Source organism: Photobacterium gaetbulicola (genome assembly GCF_003025515.1).
GTDB classification, from domain to species: domain Bacteria; phylum Pseudomonadota; class Gammaproteobacteria; order Enterobacterales; family Vibrionaceae; genus Photobacterium; species Photobacterium gaetbulicola.
The window spans coordinates 115,400-131,311 of the sequence record NZ_PYME01000002.1; the positions used below are offsets into that span (position 1 = coordinate 115,400).

At 52.2% G+C, this 15,912-nt stretch carries 11 protein-coding genes; 3 read left to right on the forward strand and 8 right to left on the reverse strand.

The window, feature by feature from the left end:
- Nucleotides 1–139: 139 nt before the first annotated feature.
- Nucleotides 140–1,528 (forward strand): peptide MFS transporter, encoded by a 1,389-nt coding sequence (locus C9J03_RS02080; RefSeq protein WP_039467627.1) that lies wholly within the window; start codon nucleotides 140–142, stop codon nucleotides 1,526–1,528.
- Between the two features lie 79 nt (nucleotides 1,529–1,607).
- On the opposite strand, the gene C9J03_RS02085 is transcribed toward C9J03_RS02080, so the two are convergent.
- A complete protein-coding gene (locus C9J03_RS02085; protein WP_039467623.1) occupies nucleotides 1,608–2,657 on the reverse strand; it encodes a response regulator in 1,050 nt (349 codons plus the stop codon).
- 338 nt (nucleotides 2,658–2,995) lie between these two features.
- Here C9J03_RS02085 and C9J03_RS02090 point away from each other — a divergent pair, with 338 nt between their 5' ends.
- Nucleotides 2,996–3,871 (forward strand): LysR family transcriptional regulator, encoded by an 876-nt coding sequence (locus tag C9J03_RS02090; RefSeq protein WP_044623909.1) that lies wholly within the window; start codon nucleotides 2,996–2,998, stop codon nucleotides 3,869–3,871.
- A 267-nt stretch (nucleotides 3,872–4,138) separates the two neighbouring features.
- The gene (locus C9J03_RS02095) at nucleotides 4,139–4,738 is read left to right on the forward strand and encodes a Yip1 family protein (RefSeq protein ID WP_039467617.1); all 600 of its coding nucleotides are present in this window, start codon (nucleotides 4,139–4,141) and stop codon (nucleotides 4,736–4,738) included.
- Between the two features lie 189 nt (nucleotides 4,739–4,927).
- Here C9J03_RS02095 and purF read toward each other — a convergent pair whose 3' ends face one another.
- The 7 genes from purF to C9J03_RS02130 all read right to left on the reverse strand — a co-directional run bounded on the left by purF (nucleotide 4,928) and on the right by C9J03_RS02130 (nucleotide 15,429).
- A complete protein-coding gene (gene purF, locus C9J03_RS02100) occupies nucleotides 4,928–6,445 on the reverse strand; it encodes an amidophosphoribosyltransferase (RefSeq protein ID WP_044623910.1) in 1,518 nt (505 codons plus the stop codon).
- A gap of 149 nt (nucleotides 6,446–6,594) precedes the next feature.
- Nucleotides 6,595–7,086, reverse strand: coding sequence for a colicin V production protein (gene cvpA / locus C9J03_RS02105; protein WP_039467779.1), 492 nt, complete (start codon nucleotides 7,084–7,086; stop codon nucleotides 6,595–6,597).
- A 64-nt stretch (nucleotides 7,087–7,150) separates the two neighbouring features.
- Nucleotides 7,151–7,738 (reverse strand): SPOR domain-containing protein, encoded by a 588-nt coding sequence (locus C9J03_RS02110; protein ID WP_044623911.1) that lies wholly within the window; start codon nucleotides 7,736–7,738, stop codon nucleotides 7,151–7,153.
- A gap of 2 nt (nucleotides 7,739–7,740) precedes the next feature.
- Nucleotides 7,741–9,015 (reverse strand): bifunctional tetrahydrofolate synthase/dihydrofolate synthase, encoded by a 1,275-nt coding sequence (folC, locus tag C9J03_RS02115; RefSeq protein ID WP_039467610.1) that lies wholly within the window; start codon nucleotides 9,013–9,015, stop codon nucleotides 7,741–7,743.
- Nucleotides 9,016–9,199: 184 nt separating this feature from the next.
- A complete protein-coding gene (accD, locus tag C9J03_RS02120; RefSeq protein WP_039467607.1) occupies nucleotides 9,200–10,138 on the reverse strand; it encodes an acetyl-CoA carboxylase, carboxyltransferase subunit beta in 939 nt (312 codons plus the stop codon).
- Between the two features lie 166 nt (nucleotides 10,139–10,304).
- On the reverse strand, nucleotides 10,305–11,090 hold the full coding sequence (truA, locus tag C9J03_RS02125; RefSeq protein WP_044623912.1) for a tRNA pseudouridine(38-40) synthase TruA: 786 nt from the start codon (nucleotides 11,088–11,090) through the stop codon (nucleotides 10,305–10,307).
- A gap of 247 nt (nucleotides 11,091–11,337) precedes the next feature.
- On the reverse strand, nucleotides 11,338–15,429 hold the full coding sequence (locus tag C9J03_RS02130) for a FimV/HubP family polar landmark protein (RefSeq protein ID WP_044623913.1): 4,092 nt from the start codon (nucleotides 15,427–15,429) through the stop codon (nucleotides 11,338–11,340).
- Nucleotides 15,430–15,912: the final 483 nt, after the last annotated feature.

Here is a 15,912-nt window from a genome sequence, read left to right on the forward strand (position 1 = left end):
AAACAAACGCTTATTAATCAACATGTTGCATTGTTTTTGTTTTGTTTTTTATTTGTAACGATTTGCAGTTTAATAATTTGTCATTTATAACAGGTGCGACATTAGCAAACACAAAACCAACTAAATTCAGAGAATAATCATGAGCAATCTAAGTAGTGGCACTTTGTTAGGCCATCCAAAAGGCTTGTTCTTACTGTTTGGAACCGAACTGTGGGAACGTTTTTCTTACTACGCGATGCGTGCCATTCTAGTCCTTTATCTCACCGACAAAACCATCAACGGTGGTCTTGGCTGGTCGACACAGGATGCCCTTAACCTTTACGGTATCTATACCGGCCTGGTCTACATCACCCCCCTCATCGGTGGTTGGATTGCCGATAACTTCCTTGGGCAGCGCCGCTCAATCATTATCGGTGGTATCTTGATGGCCCTGGGCCAGTTTACCCTTGCCCTTCCAAACAGCATGGTCGACCCGCATTCTGTGACAGCCTTTTACCTCGGCCTAGGCTTGCTGATCATTGGTAACGGTATGTTCAAGCCGAACATTTCGACCATGGTCGGTGATCTTTACCAGGAAGGGGATAACCGTCGTGACGGTGCATTCACCATCTTCTACATGGGTATCAACCTTGGCTCATTGCTGGCGGGTATTATTGCCGGTACCGCCTCTGCTGCTTACGGTTGGAAAGCGGGCTTCCTTACTGCCGGCATCGGTATGTTGATCAGCCTGGTTACCCAGATGATTTTTGCCGAGCGTCTGCTGGGCGATATTGGTAAGGAGCCTGCGGCTAAGCGCGCGGCAGCGATGAACAAATCAGGCAAGCAAGAGCCGCTGACCAAACAGGAAAAAGATCGCCTGAAGGTTATCTTGATCATGGGGATGTTCGTGGTCATTTTCTGGGCGGGCTTCGAGCAAGCCGGTGGCCTGATGAACATCTTCTCTCAGCAGTACACCGACCGTATGATCGGCAGCTTTGAAGTGCCTGCGGCCTGGTTCCAGTCACTCAACCCGTTCTTCGTGATCACCCTGGCACCGCTTATCGCTTCTATCTGGGTGAAAATGGGTCCAAAAGAGCCAAACTCCCCGGTTAAATTTGCCATGGGTCTATTCTTCCTGGCGGCGGGCTTTGTTTGCATGATGGGTGCCGTGATGCAGCAAGGTGGTGATATCACCGTGAAGACATCGATGTTCTGGCTAGTCGGTGCCTACTTCTTCCACACCCTCGGTGAGCTTTGCCTATCGCCAATCGGCCTATCGATGGTTACCAAGCTGGCTCCACTTCGTCTGGCTTCCCTGATGATGGGTGCTTGGTTCGGCTTCAATGCTATCGCTAACTATGTGGCTGGTATTATCGGTGCCCACGTGGGTGAAGCCGGCCCAATGGCTATCTTCAGCGGTATTGCAATTGCTGCCACAGTTTCAGGTGTTCTTCTGCTGCTATGCTCAAACCAGCTGATCCGCTGGATGCACGGCGCAGAAGGCAAGGTGGTTGAAGAAGAGGCAGAGCCTCAGCCTGTAGAGGCATAATCCAATCGCTGCACGCCAACAGCAATCAAAACGGAGAGCCTCGGCTCTCCGTTTTGGTTTTTGAGAGGTAGCCTGGTGCTCAGCTTTTGGCTTTTCGCTTGAAGGTTAGGCTAAAACTGGCAGAGCCAATTTCACTTAACGACAGCCGCCCACCGGAATCAGCCAGTTTGAGGCTGACACTGTCATTCTTACTGGCTTGGTTACCCAGCCAAGGCTGCGCCTTCACCACTTGCTCGCCATCACTGGTTTGCAACCTCGCCGTCAACCCGGCAGAGGCAACATTCAGGGTTCGGTCTGTGACATCGAAAATACCGAAAATTGCTTTAATCGGTGACGCATAACCTGAATTGCGCATCCCCTTCTCTATCAAGGTGATCAGCCCCGATAGGGAGTTTTGGTCACTCATCCGGGTACGCAGATAATCGTTAAAAAATGCCCGTATCAGTAACGTGGTTGCCGTACCGTTATCGCCACCAGTAGCCGAGTCAACCAGATAAAAGGCCAACCTTCCATCTATCAACCAGGTGTAATCAAGCAACACTGGCTGAACATCGGTGGCCTGCAACACGCAATAGGTGAGCTGCCAATCCCCGAGTGAAGATTCAGTTTCCGGCATCAGGCCAATAAGCAACTCCCTTGCTGCCCGGGGATTTGCCTTGAGCTCCTCGATGTGCCACTCCAATTCCTCGTCGACCACCGTTTCGTCCTCGAGGTCCACCCACTGACTGGAAAAGCCCTGATTGTGGGTAACGGAGTCTTCCGTTTTCAACACCGATAGAATCGCAGCCTTGAGCACCATGATGTTATCTAGCGGTTTGATCAGAAAATCCTTGACCCCATGACGCAACGCCGCCGCCACATCCGACATGTTGCCGGTACCGGATATCACGATGATCGGCACCATCGGGTACTGCAACGACACCTCTTCGACAAACTCCATCCCGGTCAATACCGGCATGGCCAAATCACACAACAAAATATCCGGCATACCTTCACGCAGTGCCTTCAACCCCTCTAATCCATTTTCAGCTTCGCGCACTCGGCAGCCCTGGCTGGAAAGGAAACCAGTCAGCATTGTTCTAAATACTGGATCATCCTCAACGATGAGAACGTCTTTTTCTTCAAGCAAAGCCTGCTCCCTGGCTGAAGAATGATAATGGTGCTTGGCACCTAATGTACCGTCGGACTGGGAATGCGTACTCATGACATTACAAACCACAGGCTTGACTAACCTATCAAAAGCATAGGTCTAAATCCGCAGGCCGTCAGGAGATTGATGGCTCTTTGGGCGAAAATATTGAATTTTGTTAACAGCATCAAAATTTAAATTTTTCAATTACTAAGAATTAGCGCAATAAGAAAAACACACGATATCTTGATTTACAGCAAAAGTTGTCCTGAAAGCGACATCTTTTTACATATTTTGTTATACAATTCCCCATTATAAGTTTTCAGTGTTGTACAGTTATGAAGCTTGACGATTTGAATTTATTCCGCATGGTTGTGGAAAACGGCAGTTACACAGCAACGTCTCGTAAGACCCAGGTGCCAGTTGCCACCCTGACCCGGCGTATTCAGGCCCTTGAAGAGTGCCTGAATATCCGACTACTAAACCGTCATGCAAGGAAGCTATCACTGACAGAAGCCGGACAAAAGTTCTACGACGAGTGCAGCCCTCTGCTCCATAGCCTGGTCGATACCGCCGAGCATGTCAGCGAGGAGTGCAAAGGTGCAGCCGGTAAATTAAAAATTGCCGCGCCGTCAAACCTGACCAAGGTGATGCTGCAGCCATTGCTCAATGCCTTTATGAAAGAGCACCCGGCGATCAACATCCAGTTGATGATGAGCAACGACCCGGAAATTCTCGACCCGACCGATTGGGACGTGATCTTCCGCGTTGGCCCGCAGCGCGACTCTACCTTGATTGCCCGCAAAATCAACGCGGTTAAAGATATCCTGGTGGCCAGTCCCGAGTACCTCAAAGCCAATAGCGAGCCAAAGCATGCTCAGGATCTGCACCAGCATCCTTTGTTGAAAGGGAAGCCACTGCTCCGCTGGCGCCTGACCAACGGCGACGGGGAGACCGTCACCGTTTCTGATCGCGGCCGCTACGAAGCCAACGAACTCAATGTCGTTCGCAAAGCCTGTATGGCAGGCCTTGGAATTACCCTGATGCCAGATGTCATGCTGGAAAAATACATTTCATCCGGCGAGTTAGTTCAAATTCTCAAGAACTGGTCGTCTAACCAGCGTGACGTTTACCTGATGTATAACCATCGCGACTACCAGCCAGAGAAACTGCGCCTGTTTATTGAGTTTGCCAGCGAGTATTTTAAGCTGTAACAGTCGCTCACTTTCACATCTAAGCGCTGCCTACGGGTGGCGCTTTTCACGTAAGACCTTAGCCCCCGCCTTAAAAACCGCTTCTAGCTGCTTGCTAACTTTTTCATCCCCGACTAAATGTTAATAGTACTGGCATAAAACGCCTCCCTGTATCTGTGTTTAACGGTAGGCAAGGCCACTGCGAACAAGAAGAGCACGCTGCGAGCTGAGCGTAGAAACGCTCTTCGAGGACGAATGACAACAAGCACGATTCAATGAGGAAGCGTTATGATTCTGGGACATTTATTCGGTTTATATACCCACCCCAAACAAGAGTGGCGGGCCATTGACAAGGAACATGAAGGGATCCAAAGCAGCGTAAGCCATATTCTGCTGATTGCCTTGCTGCCCCCTGTCTTTGCCTTCATCTCCAGTGTTTTTATTGGTTGGCGAATCGGCGTCGGTGCGCCAATTTATCTCACCCAAGGCAGCGCACTGGCGATGTCCGTTGCCATGTACTTCGCCCTGATTGCCGGTGTCTTTGCCCTCGCCTACCTAACGTACTGGATGAGCCACACCTTCGGCTCAACACCGACCTATACCCAGGCAGTGGAACTGGCCGCCTATACCGCAACGCCGCTTTTCATGGTCAGCATTGCAGCTATCTACCCGCAGATCTGGTTCCTGATGATTGCCGGCCTTATCGGTATCGCCTATTCCGTGTACTTACTCTATACCGGGGTCCCAATCCTGATGCATATCCCCGAGGAGAGAGGGTTCATCTATGCCAGCTCTATCGTCACCTGCGGTTTGGTACTGCTGGTCTCGATCATTGCCGGCTCGGTGATCCTCTGGAACCTAGGGATTGGGCCGCAGTTTAGTCACTAGAATAGCGATTCTGTGGTTCTGTGGTTCTGTGGTTCTGTGGTTCTGTGATTCTGTAGTCAAAAAAAGCGAGAGCTAAGCAGCTCTCGCTTTTTTATTTGCGTTTCTATGGTCTTACACAAAGCCTAAAAAGCCAAAACATCTCTAAGGTTGGTTCTTAATCCATAGAACCATAGGAACAAAGTACCGTACCTACACCCCTTCGTTGTGCAGCTCGAGGTTAGCGAGATCCTGCTGGATTTCACGCTTGGTCTTGGCATCTTCGCTGCGCAGCGAGTCCAGGTAATCCAGGTAGCACTGGTCAATGTCGCCGGTAACGTATGAGCCGCTGAAGACGGAGGTTTCGAACTGCTGAATATCCGGGTTACCTTCAGCAACCGCATCAACCAGATCTTGCAGGTCTTGGAAAATCAGGCCGTCGGCACCGATCATCTTGCTGATTTCATCCACTTCGCGACCATGGGCAATCAACTCGTTTGCGGTTGGCATATCGATACCATACACATTCGGGAAACGAACCTCAGGTGCTGCCGAAGCTAGGTAAACCTTACGAGCGCCTGCTTCACGGGCCATCTCAATGATCTGCTCTGATGTGGTACCGCGAACGATAGAATCATCCACCAGCAGCACGCTCTTGCCCTTGAACTCGGAGCGGATCGCGTTCAGCTTACGGCGAACGGATTTGCGGCGCATTTGCTGACCCGGCATGATAAAGGTACGGCCAACATAGCGGTTTTTTACGAAACCCTGACGGTATGGCTTGTCGAGAGTGCGAGCGATTTCCAGGGCACTGTCACATGATGTCTCTGGAATTGGGATCACCACATCGATATCCACGTCAGCCCACTCACGTTTAATTTTCTCACCCAGCTTCTGGCCCATGTTTACGCGCGCGCCGTACACTGACACTTTATCGATGAACGAGTCAGGGCGGGCAAAGTAAACAAACTCAAACACACAAGGGTTCAGGGTTGGGTTATCTGCACACTGCTGAGTAAATAGCTGACCATCAAAGGTGATGTAGACCGCTTCGCCCGGTGCCACGTCACGCATGAAATCAAAGCCCACAGCATCCAGTGCGACCGACTCTGAAGCCACCATGTACTCCACCTGACCTTCAACTTCACGCTTACCAAGGCACAAAGGACGAATACCGTGCGGGTCACGGAATGCAATCATACCGTGGCCAATCACCATAGAAACCACAGCATAAGCGCCAGAGACCATGCGGTGCACTTCACGCACTGCATCGAAGATTTCTACAGGTGTGATTGGGTAGGTCTTGGCATTTTCCAGTTGGTTGGCCAAAACGTTGAGCAGGATTTCTGAATCCGAGGTAGTGTTGACGTGACGACGCGCTTTTTCAAACAGCTGCTCTTTGATCTCACCCGCATTGGTCAAGTTACCGTTATGGGCCAGTGAAATACCGTAGGGTGAGTTCACATAGAAAGGCTGAGCTTCTGACGCGCTTGAGCTACCAGCAGTCGGATAGCGTACATGGCCAATCCCCACGTTACCCTGCAAACGTTGCATGTGCTTAGCTTCGAACACATCGCGAACCAAACCGTTCGCTTTACGCAGACGAAAACGATTGCTTTCCAAGGTAACAATACCAGCCGCATCTTGGCCGCGGTGCTGCAGCACGGTCAAAGCATCATAAATAGACTGGTTAACCGGGGTTGACCCCACGATTCCGACAATACCACACATGTCCTAAATCCTCGTCACGCTTAATTTGAAATTCAGCGGGTATTCGGCCTAGCCAAATACCCGCTGATAGCTTTTCCATTAGGTATCAGTCGATTACTACTGAACCTGATATTCCCAAGTCACCTCAGGCATTCATCCAACACCGTTCGCTATAGCGCGCCCGGCAAAAAGCTTGATGTGTCCTTGAGGTATGTGAAGAACCATTCAATCACTACGCCAAACTGCGGGATCAACTGGGACTGCTGCCACCAATCCGAATCCGCGAAGCCTGTAAAGGCGTCCATGAAGAACAGCACTGCCGCAACAATCAAAACGCCGCGCACCCCACCGAACACAATTCCCAGTACCCGATCTGTACCCGACAGACCGGTTTTTTGTACCAGTTGTCCAATTACATAGTTCACTACTGCACCGACTATCAGCGTCGCAATGAACAAAGCAGCAATCGCGCTGCCGTTCCGAAGCATCTCATCCTGAATATTAGTGAAATAGGCAGCCAGCTGTGCATAAAAGTTACTTGCCACGAAAAACGCTGCAAACCATATCACTAACGAGAGCGCTTCCTTAACAAAGCCTCGGATCAAACTCACCAGAGCCGAGAAGCCAATTACGCCTAAAATTACGTAATCAATCCAAATCATCATTTGTTGTATTCTTATTGTTGGTGCGTATTCTAACAGAAAAAATGAGAACGCAAACGTTTACCTAAGGGTTTAGTGGATTAAATCTGACCAATCGGCCCTTCAATCCGGTCAATTCTTCCAATTTCTTGATGTCACCTGACAGCTTTTGCTTGGACACATCAGGACCAACAACCACCCTGGCAAGATCCCCTTGCTGAGGCTGCTTTGGAAAAACATGTGCCTGATAACCCGCTTTACGAAGACGCTCAACCAGCTGGTTGGCATTATCAAAATTGCGGAAAACCCCCAACTGCACCACCCAGGCACTGTCTTGATTGCCGACTTTCGGCTCAGTGACCGGTTGCGGTTCGACCTTTAGCGGCTGGTTAGCCGCCTCGATAGCCGCGGCGGTAACCTCAACCTGCTGTTCAGGCTGCGGCTCATCAATCACCACCGTTACCGGCTCCGGGGGTAAATCCACCTCAGCAAACTCCGGAGCCGGGATGGTTTCATACTCGACTTCATCGGTGATTTCAGGCTGCAGCGGAATACTGGCAAATTGCTCTTGGTAATGCTGCTTCTTGCCATCGAACAAATCGGGAAGAAAAATCACCCCGATGGCCACCAAAATGATCGTACCGACCAACCGGCTCTGAAATTTACTTGCCACAATTACTCCTGATTCTTTGCTTCAATGTGACTGGTTATCTGCCCCACAGTGTAAAAGGAGCCAAATACAATTACCATATCGTCAGCTTGTGCCTGTGTCAGCGCTTTGTCATAAGCCGCTTCCGGGGTCAGGTGTGTCTCGGTTGCCGCCGGCAGGTGGGCGAGGATCTCCTCCGCACTGGCTGCTCGCGGGCCTGTCAGCGACGCTGGATACCAGCAGTCAACGACTTGCGTCATTTCAGCTATGGTCGCAGCAATATCCTTGTCGTGCAGCATCGCCACCACAGCATGAATTTTGTGCTTGCCGTGTTTTTGCTTCATGCTTTCCAGCTGCTTGGCAAAATACTGTGCCGAATGCGGATTGTGGGCCACATCCATGATCACCAAAGGCTGATCTGATACCTTCTGCATCCGCCCTGGCAAGCTGGCATCGGCCAACCCTTCAATCACGTTCTCATCGCTAATGTCTAGCTCGGCAACCGCCAGCGCCATCAGCGCCGTCGCGGCATTTGGCAATGGCAACGAAGGCAGCGGAAGCTGCTCCAAAGTGAATGCCCCACTTTGCCAGCGCCAATGATCTTCCTCGACACTGTACTCAAACTGATAACCCACCTGGTACAGCTTGGCATCGATATCATCGGCATGGGCCGGTACCGTGGCCGGCGGGTTAGGCTGGCCGCACACGGCAGGCTTGCCACTGCGGAAAATACCTGCCTTTTCATAGCCGATCACATTGATGTCATCACCCAGCCAGTCGACATGGTCAACCGCCAGGCTGGTGATCACCGACACGTCATGGTCGACGACATTGGTGGCGTCCAGGCGGCCACCCAACCCTACTTCCAATAAAACGACATCTACCTGGCGAGACTTGAACAGATACAGGGCAGCAAGGGTACCAAACTCAAACAGGCTCAAGCTGGTTTCACCGCGCTGCTGCTCAATAGCGGCAAAGGCTTCGCTATGCGCGCTATCAGGCAGTTCGATGCCGTTGATGCGAACCCGCTCGTTATAACGCACGAGATGCGGAGAGCTATAGACCCCGACCCGGTAGCCGGCTTTGAGCAGGATCGCTTCCATCATGGCACAGGTCGACCCCTTGCCATTGGTGCCCGCCACGGTGATCACGCACGGGGCCGGCTTGGTCAGCTCGGCTTGCTGCGCCACCGCCTGCACGCGGTCAAGGCCAAGATCAATCGCGCTGGTATGAAGGTGTTCAAGATAGGTCAGCCATGCGGCCAAAGGGGAGTTTGCTTGAGGTGCTGTCAATCCGGACATCATATTTCATTTCGCTATAACAATATGAGCCCTAATTTACCACTGAACGCGTCCAGACCAAACAGCAATGTATTGATTCTTGACAGAGAGAAGCAATAAATCGAGAGGCAGCCACTGCGGGGATAGATAGAAAAAAACGGGGCCAAAGCCCCGTTCTCTGTTATCTGTTCCAAGCGGTACGTGCTTACTCTTCAGTTTGCTCGTTCGACTCTTGCGCCTTCTCTTCTTCCGCCTTGGCTGGCTGCTCAACAGGGACAGGCACAACCATTGGTGATTCACTCTGGGTCAGCTTGGCTACCAAGCCACCGATACGCTGGCGCATTTCGCGGCGGTCAACAATCATGTCAATCGCACCGTGCTCAAGCAGGAACTCGCTGCGCTGGAAACCTTCCGGCAGCTTCTCACGAACTGTCTGCTCGATAACGCGCTGGCCTGCAAAACCGATCAACGCTTTTGGTTCACCGATATTGATGTCACCCAGCATCGCCAAACTTGCCGATACGCCACCCATTGTCGGGTCTGTCAGTACCGAGATGAACGGCAGACCTTTTTCAGACAGACGCTCAAGCGCAGCACTGGTTTTAGCCATCTGCATCAGTGACATCAATGCTTCTTGCATACGGGCACCGCCACTGGCCGAGAAGCAGACCAGGCCACAATTGTTAGCGATGGCTTCATCAACCGCGTGTACGAACTTGGCCCCAACCACAGAGCCCATTGAGCCCCCCATGAAAGAGAATTCGAATGCACAGGCTACCAGCGGCTGGCCGAGCAGAGTCCCTTTCTTCACTACAAGGGCATCTTTCTCGCCACTCGCCTTCTGTGCAGCTGATAGACGATCTTTATACTTCTTGGAGTCGCGGAACTTCAGCTTGTCTTTCGGCTCAAGCTCTGGCGCAATTTCAACCTGCCCGTCGGCATCCAGGAAGGTTTCCAGGCGACGACGCGCCTTCATGCGCATGTGATGGTCACATTTCGGGCAAACTTCCAAGTTACGTTCTAGATCGGCGTGATAAAGCACTTGTTCGCAAGAAGTACACTTGGTCCACACCCCTTCAGGGATGGACGCTTTGCGAGAAGAAACAATATTGCTTTTTGTAAGGATCTTTTCCAGCCAGCTCATGAATGACCTTTTATCTTTTATTTCCCTGCCCTTAGGGTCTTAGCGGCAGAGAATTACAAATTCGTTAATTTTCCGAGGTGGAATTAAAGCACAAACTCGTCTAACTGTAGATAAAAAACTGGTACTACGAGTTAGCTCGAGCCAAATCTTGCCGTTATCTGCCCGATCAATCTGGCAAGAACAACGGGCCAACAGGCACTTTCGGCAGATCGTATTCTTCAGGATAGTCCACTTCTACCAGGTACAGACCTTCCGCTTTGGCTGTTGCACCTGCCAATGTGCGATCTTTCTGGGCCAGCAACCACTGGATCCATTCCGGCTTTTCTTCGCCTCGGCCGACTTTAATCAGGCTTCCGGTAATGTTGCGCACCATATGATGAACAAAGGCGTTGGCCTTGATATCAATGATCACAAAGTTACCCTGACGCGATACGTTCAAATGCATTAGATTACGCCAAGGGCTGCGGGATTGACAATACACAGCACGGAAGGATGTGAAGTCATTCTCACCCAGCAAGTACTGGCCGGCTTCATGCATCGCCTTTTCATCGAGCTCGCCGTGGTAATGGCTCACCCCAGAGGCCAAAATAGCCGGGCGGTAGGCATGATTATAAATGATGTAGCGGTATCGGCGTGCCGTCGCGGTAAAACGGGCATGAAACTCGTCATCCACTCTTTTGGCCCAGCGCACCGCGATATCCTTTGGCAAATGGGCATTGACCCCCATACTCCACGCCGCCATCTTTCGGTCAACATCGACATCAAAGTGGACAACTTGCCCGGTACCATGAACCCCAGCATCGGTCCTGCCCGCGCACTGCACTTCTACAGGCTTATTGGCAATCTTGCTCAGCGCCTTTTCCAAACGTTCCTGAACACTGTCTACATCACGCTGGCGTTGCCAACCGTAGTATTTCGCACCGTCGTACTCAATACCTAAAGCTATTCGCATAATATTCTTCGTCTTGCTGGCGGCCGAAGGCCGGTTTTCAAATTAAGAGGGGGAGTATAACAAAAAAAGCGGAAGCATGTGCTTCCGCTTTCTTTGGTACTGGATCCTAGGCTCTGCAGGTAGACTCGTTGAGTCAAACCTATATAAATTAATCAGTTATCGTTGAAGTTACTATCTTCAATGGTTCCGATGCTAATCCAAAGTGCTTTAGCAGCTTTGCCCCGATAATGACTCCATAGAACCGTTCTTAATTTCTCAGCTTCGCCAACAGGGCTTGTGCTTCTTGCTGCAGTTGGGCATCGCCTCCTTGGGCGACTTGCTCAAGCAACCCACGGGCACCTTCGCTGTCATTCATTTCGAGATAAGCCTTGGCCAGATCGAGCTTGCTGGCAAACTCCCCCTGGCTGTCGATATCCAGGCTACCGATATCAGACAACACATCCGGAAACTCATCCAGGCCAACATCGAGATTCAGTGGCGCTTCGTCCAACTCGGTCTCAAGCAGCTCGTCATCCAAATCTTTCATCAGCTCATCGATACTGATGTAAGAGGACTCAGGCCGCTCATGCTTAACCGGCTCTGCCGCTTGGGGCTCAGTCACTAATTCGCTGGCCGCTTCATCTATCGCAGACAAAGGCTCCAACTCCTCTTCCGCAGCATAGATCTCAGACTCGGCACCAGCACTATCGTCAGCCATGAGCTCATCTTCATCGAAGGCTGGGACATCTTCGATATTCATCTCTGGCTGCTCACCCCAATCCTCACCTTCAAGTTCAGGTTCAGGGCTACTCGCCGACCAAATCTCATGCTCTTCTTCCGACAGGTCGTCAGCGGCTGACGTATCAGCAGCCACTTCCTGTGGACGGCCGACCAGCAGCTCTCGCTCCCAGTCCGCCTGCAATTCAGGATCGCTGAGCAGGGCATCCATATCCAGCCCTGCCGAGTCGACAAACTCCTCGCTCAACGGCCCATCAGCAATATTCGTTGCCTGGGCGTTTGGTTGGGTGCTCTCTTGAAACTCTGCCGCCTGTTGCTCCGGCTGCGGGCTAAAGGGTTCTGCAGGCGCAGCCGCCTCCTGGGCTGGCGATGACTGCGGGTCGATCCCCTGCTCTCGCTCATACTGCTCAAGCTCATACTGCTCATCGAAGGAGGCCTGCAGGGCATCATCCTCGCTAAACTCAGGCAGGCTTGCGGGATCCAGGGTTTCAAACTCAATGTCCGGGCGACCATGCAACGAATATGGGCTGGCAGGCTCGGCTAGCGAAGGCTCGGCCTGCTCACTCGCGGACAGCGCGTCAGCAATGGCCTCGGGCTGAGGCTTCTCTGCCGCTTCTGCAGCCTGCTGCAGCTGGCGCACGACATTATCGAGCATGGCCTGCTCGTCATCCCCGTCCAGCGCATGCTCGCCTTCTTGCAGCGGCTCCAATTCCGGGTCATTAAACGCCGCGTCTTCATCGAACTCAGGCAGCTCATCGACCGACAAAGTAGCCCTATCAATGACGTCCTGAGCCATCTTTTCAGCGGCTTTTTGCAAGATCCCTTCCGGCTCAGGGGCCTCATCAAGCTCTGCTAATAGCGTTTCCTCATCAAAAACAGGGAATTCATCGTCAAAGTCGGCACTCGATTCAGCCGCTCTTTCCTCTTGAGCTGCGACGCTCTGCTCTGCTTGTTCTTCCGCCGCCGTTGCTGGCGGTGGCGATTGAACAGCATCCAGCTCGTCAGAGCCTGGCGCTTCCACACGGTCAAAATCATCGCCGCTAGCCTGCTCATCATTCCCCAAGCTCTCTAGCAGCTGCTCAACAGTTTGGCCAATCGCTTCGATTTCAGCACGGTCATCCCGTATTGCCGAGTCCATGTCAGCCGCAGCCAGCAACTGCTCGATTTCATCAATTTCAGGCTCAGGCGCCAGAGCCGCTTGAGGCGGTTCCTGTACCGCACTACTGTCACTATTGTCCTGTGACGGCAACTCATCGGTTGCTAATGGTGCGCCGCCATCAAGGTCGGTGCTGGCTTTAAGGCCTGCGCTTTGAACATCGTTACTGCTCGCTTCTAGACCGGCACTCGCTTCTGGGCCAGTGCTCTCAACCTCTGGGCTTGCCAAGACCGCATCGTCGTGTTTTTCAGCTTCCTGGCTGAAGGGGGCCTGCTGTGGCCCACCACCGCTTTCACGCACATTCTCTTCATGGCGTTCAACATCTTCCCCGCTCTCTGGCACGAAATGCTGCTCCAGAATATCGTCAAGCAGCTCGGTGCTGTCCTCTTCGATGCGGATATTATCAAGTGCGACAGGCTGCTGCTCAATGTCATCGTCAAGCATGTCACCATCAAAATCATCAATATCGAGATCGTCGGTATCCAAACCTTCACCGACATCAGCCAGCAGCTCATCGAGCAGCTCTGTGCTGTTTTCAGCAACTTCAATATCATGGTTGGACAGCAGATCGTCTGCCTCAGGCTCATCCAGCAGCTCATCAAGCAGCGCCGTACTGTCCTCTTCCAACTCAATCTCTGACGTCAGGCTATCTTCATCCTCGAGCAATTCGTCCAGCAGCGCCGTGGAACGGTCCGCTGACTTATCAGTTTCGCGGTCTACCGCTTGCTCAAACATCGAGGCAAAGTCATTCTCCGCAGCAGGCGACGCCATCATCTCAATATCGGCCAGCGCCTTGTCCACCGCAGCCTGCTCTGCCGTATCTTGCTCGCTCGGCACATTACCCGCAGCACCGTCAACGTCGACGCTGTCAAACAGGGCGTCCAGCTCAGCTTGGCCGACCAACTGCTCAGGCTGTGGTGCTGACTCTGAAGCAACCGAAGGCTGCTCATCCTCATCAGAGGAGAAGAGGTCATCCAGCATCGCCTGATCGATAATCTGATCACCGTCCGCCGACGGGTCTAGCGGTGAGTCAAAATCAAGCTCATCACCGTCGTAAGACAAGTCGAAGCTATCTTCATCGTCATCATCAGCCTGGAGAGACTGCTCCCACATCGCCGCCAATTCTTCGTCAGGGTTAGGCTCAGGCTTACTGTCCATTTCATCCAGCGCCCGCTCCATGTCCTCCAGACCTATAGCCTCATCGTCGCTATTGACCGAGATGCTGCTCGCCCCAAGATTACTGCCGAGCTCAAAGCCGCTGTTTTCCCCTCCCGGCTTCGAATCGAGCGATGATTCCTGACTAAACAGGCTACTTTCAGGGTCATCGAACAAGGACTCTTCATCACCAAACAGATCATCGAGATCATCATCGTCATCCAATGTTAGGTTCGGGACGCCATCATCAGACGGTGCCGGTGACGGCGGTGGCACCATGGCCGTTTCGTCCTGACTCTGCGGCGCATCTAAGGCTTTGACATCGTCTTCTGCTTCGCGCTTGCGGCCAAGCAGGAAATAGGCCAGCAGACTGGCAATCAAGGCACCAGGGATCAATGCCAGTGCCGCCAGCATCCATGGGTTGGCAATCATGCGATCGAATAGCCCAGGCTGGGGTTCAACCACTTGTGCTTGCTGCGCACGCTGCTGGTCAATAAACCCTTTGATTTGCTCGCGCAGCATTTCATCATCGCTCACCTGCTGCTTCAGCGCCGCGACTTCATGCTGCATTTCAGCCAGACGGACACGCAACAGATGATTGCTTTCCAGCAGCTTGGTCATCTGCTCGTCGGAGGCATCCAACTGGGCCTGGAGTGCCGTCGGCTTCGCCGGGATCAATTCGCTCTTCGGCGCGGCTTCCGGCTCACTGGCCTCAACCTCGGTCATGGGTTCTGTGGGTTGCTCCGGTTGGGCAACCACGGTAGGCGCTGGCTTGGGTTCCTGGGGCTTTGGCGCAGGAGCCGCAGGCTTAGGAGCTTGCACCGCCGGCTGCGGCTTTGGTGCCGTCACTTGCGGCTGGGCAGACGTACGGCGCTGGCTACGAGACGATACACGCTGGTCGGCTTCCAGGCGTTGCTTGACGGCATCGGTATATTCTAGGCGCATTTGCCTTTCGGTCGGAATCACCAAATGGCTGCCGGGGATCAGGCCGTGAATATTGCTGTTTTCAAACGCCTGTGGGTTGTTGCGGAAAATCGCACCGATGACCTGATAGATAGAAATCTGGTTATTTGGCCGGTAGCGGGAAGCAATCGACCACAGCGTCTCGTTACTGGTCGTCGGGCCATAGCGGATAGCATCGGCAGACGACGGTGCCACTGTAGCGGCCGGCAAAGAAGAGGTAGCAGGCTGTACGCCTTGAGTTGGCCCGGTAATGCGGATGGTATTAGCGGTGGCCGTATTAGAAATTACCGCGGTGGAAAAAATTACCGGCAGAAAAAAACGTTTTATCATCGTCGAAAGGTCAGACACTGCCTGTCATCCTCTTTGGCAGGAAAAATAGCTACGAATCAATAGCGCACTTCATGTGCACAAATACCCGCGTTGTATGATACAAGAATATTGCATGTCGGCCTATGCACAATAATCTTGAGCGTGACCGAGCCAGCCAATTGAGAGTTCGGGAGCAAGGTCGCAGTCTTGTCCCATGCAAACTCACTGGGCTGGTATTGATAGTAGATTCAGCAAGTTGAAAATACAACAGCGCTTAAACTAGCATCCACTATTTGAAATTAAAAAAGCGCCCTGCTTGAAAAAACATGGCGCTTTAAACTTTATCGGTCCTGTGGTCCTGTGGTCCTGTGGTCCTGTGGTCCTGTGGTCCTGCAACAGGCTCAAAGAGCCTATAATAAAGTCAAAAGTGAGAGATAGTTAAAGCCCATATAACTAGAGCGAAAAACTATAACGAACAGTCACCTTTACTCTACTAGCGCCGCTTTTTACCCCCATAGAGTC

Excerpts from the sequence above, each read along its gene's own strand:
- C9J03_RS02080 (WP_039467627.1), top strand. The coding sequence starts at position 140 with ATGAGCAATCTAAGTAGTGGCACTTTGTTAGGCCATCCAAAAGGCTTG.
- C9J03_RS02090 (WP_044623909.1), top strand. The coding sequence starts at position 2,996 with ATGAAGCTTGACGATTTGAATTTATTCCGCATGGTTGTGGAAAACGGC.
- C9J03_RS02095 (WP_039467617.1), top strand. The coding sequence starts at position 4,139 with ATGATTCTGGGACATTTATTCGGTTTATATACCCACCCCAAACAAGAG.
- purF (WP_044623910.1), bottom strand. The coding sequence starts at position 6,445 with ATGTGTGGTATTGTCGGAATCGTGGGGTCAACCCCGGTTAACCAGTCT.
- cvpA (WP_039467779.1), bottom strand. The coding sequence starts at position 7,086 with ATGATTTGGATTGATTACGTAATTTTAGGCGTAATTGGCTTCTCGGCT.
- folC (WP_039467610.1), bottom strand. The coding sequence starts at position 9,015 with ATGTCCGGATTGACAGCACCTCAAGCAAACTCCCCTTTGGCCGCATGG.
- accD (WP_039467607.1), bottom strand. The coding sequence starts at position 10,138 with ATGAGCTGGCTGGAAAAGATCCTTACAAAAAGCAATATTGTTTCTTCT.
- truA (WP_044623912.1), bottom strand. The coding sequence starts at position 11,090 with ATGCGAATAGCTTTAGGTATTGAGTACGACGGTGCGAAATACTACGGT.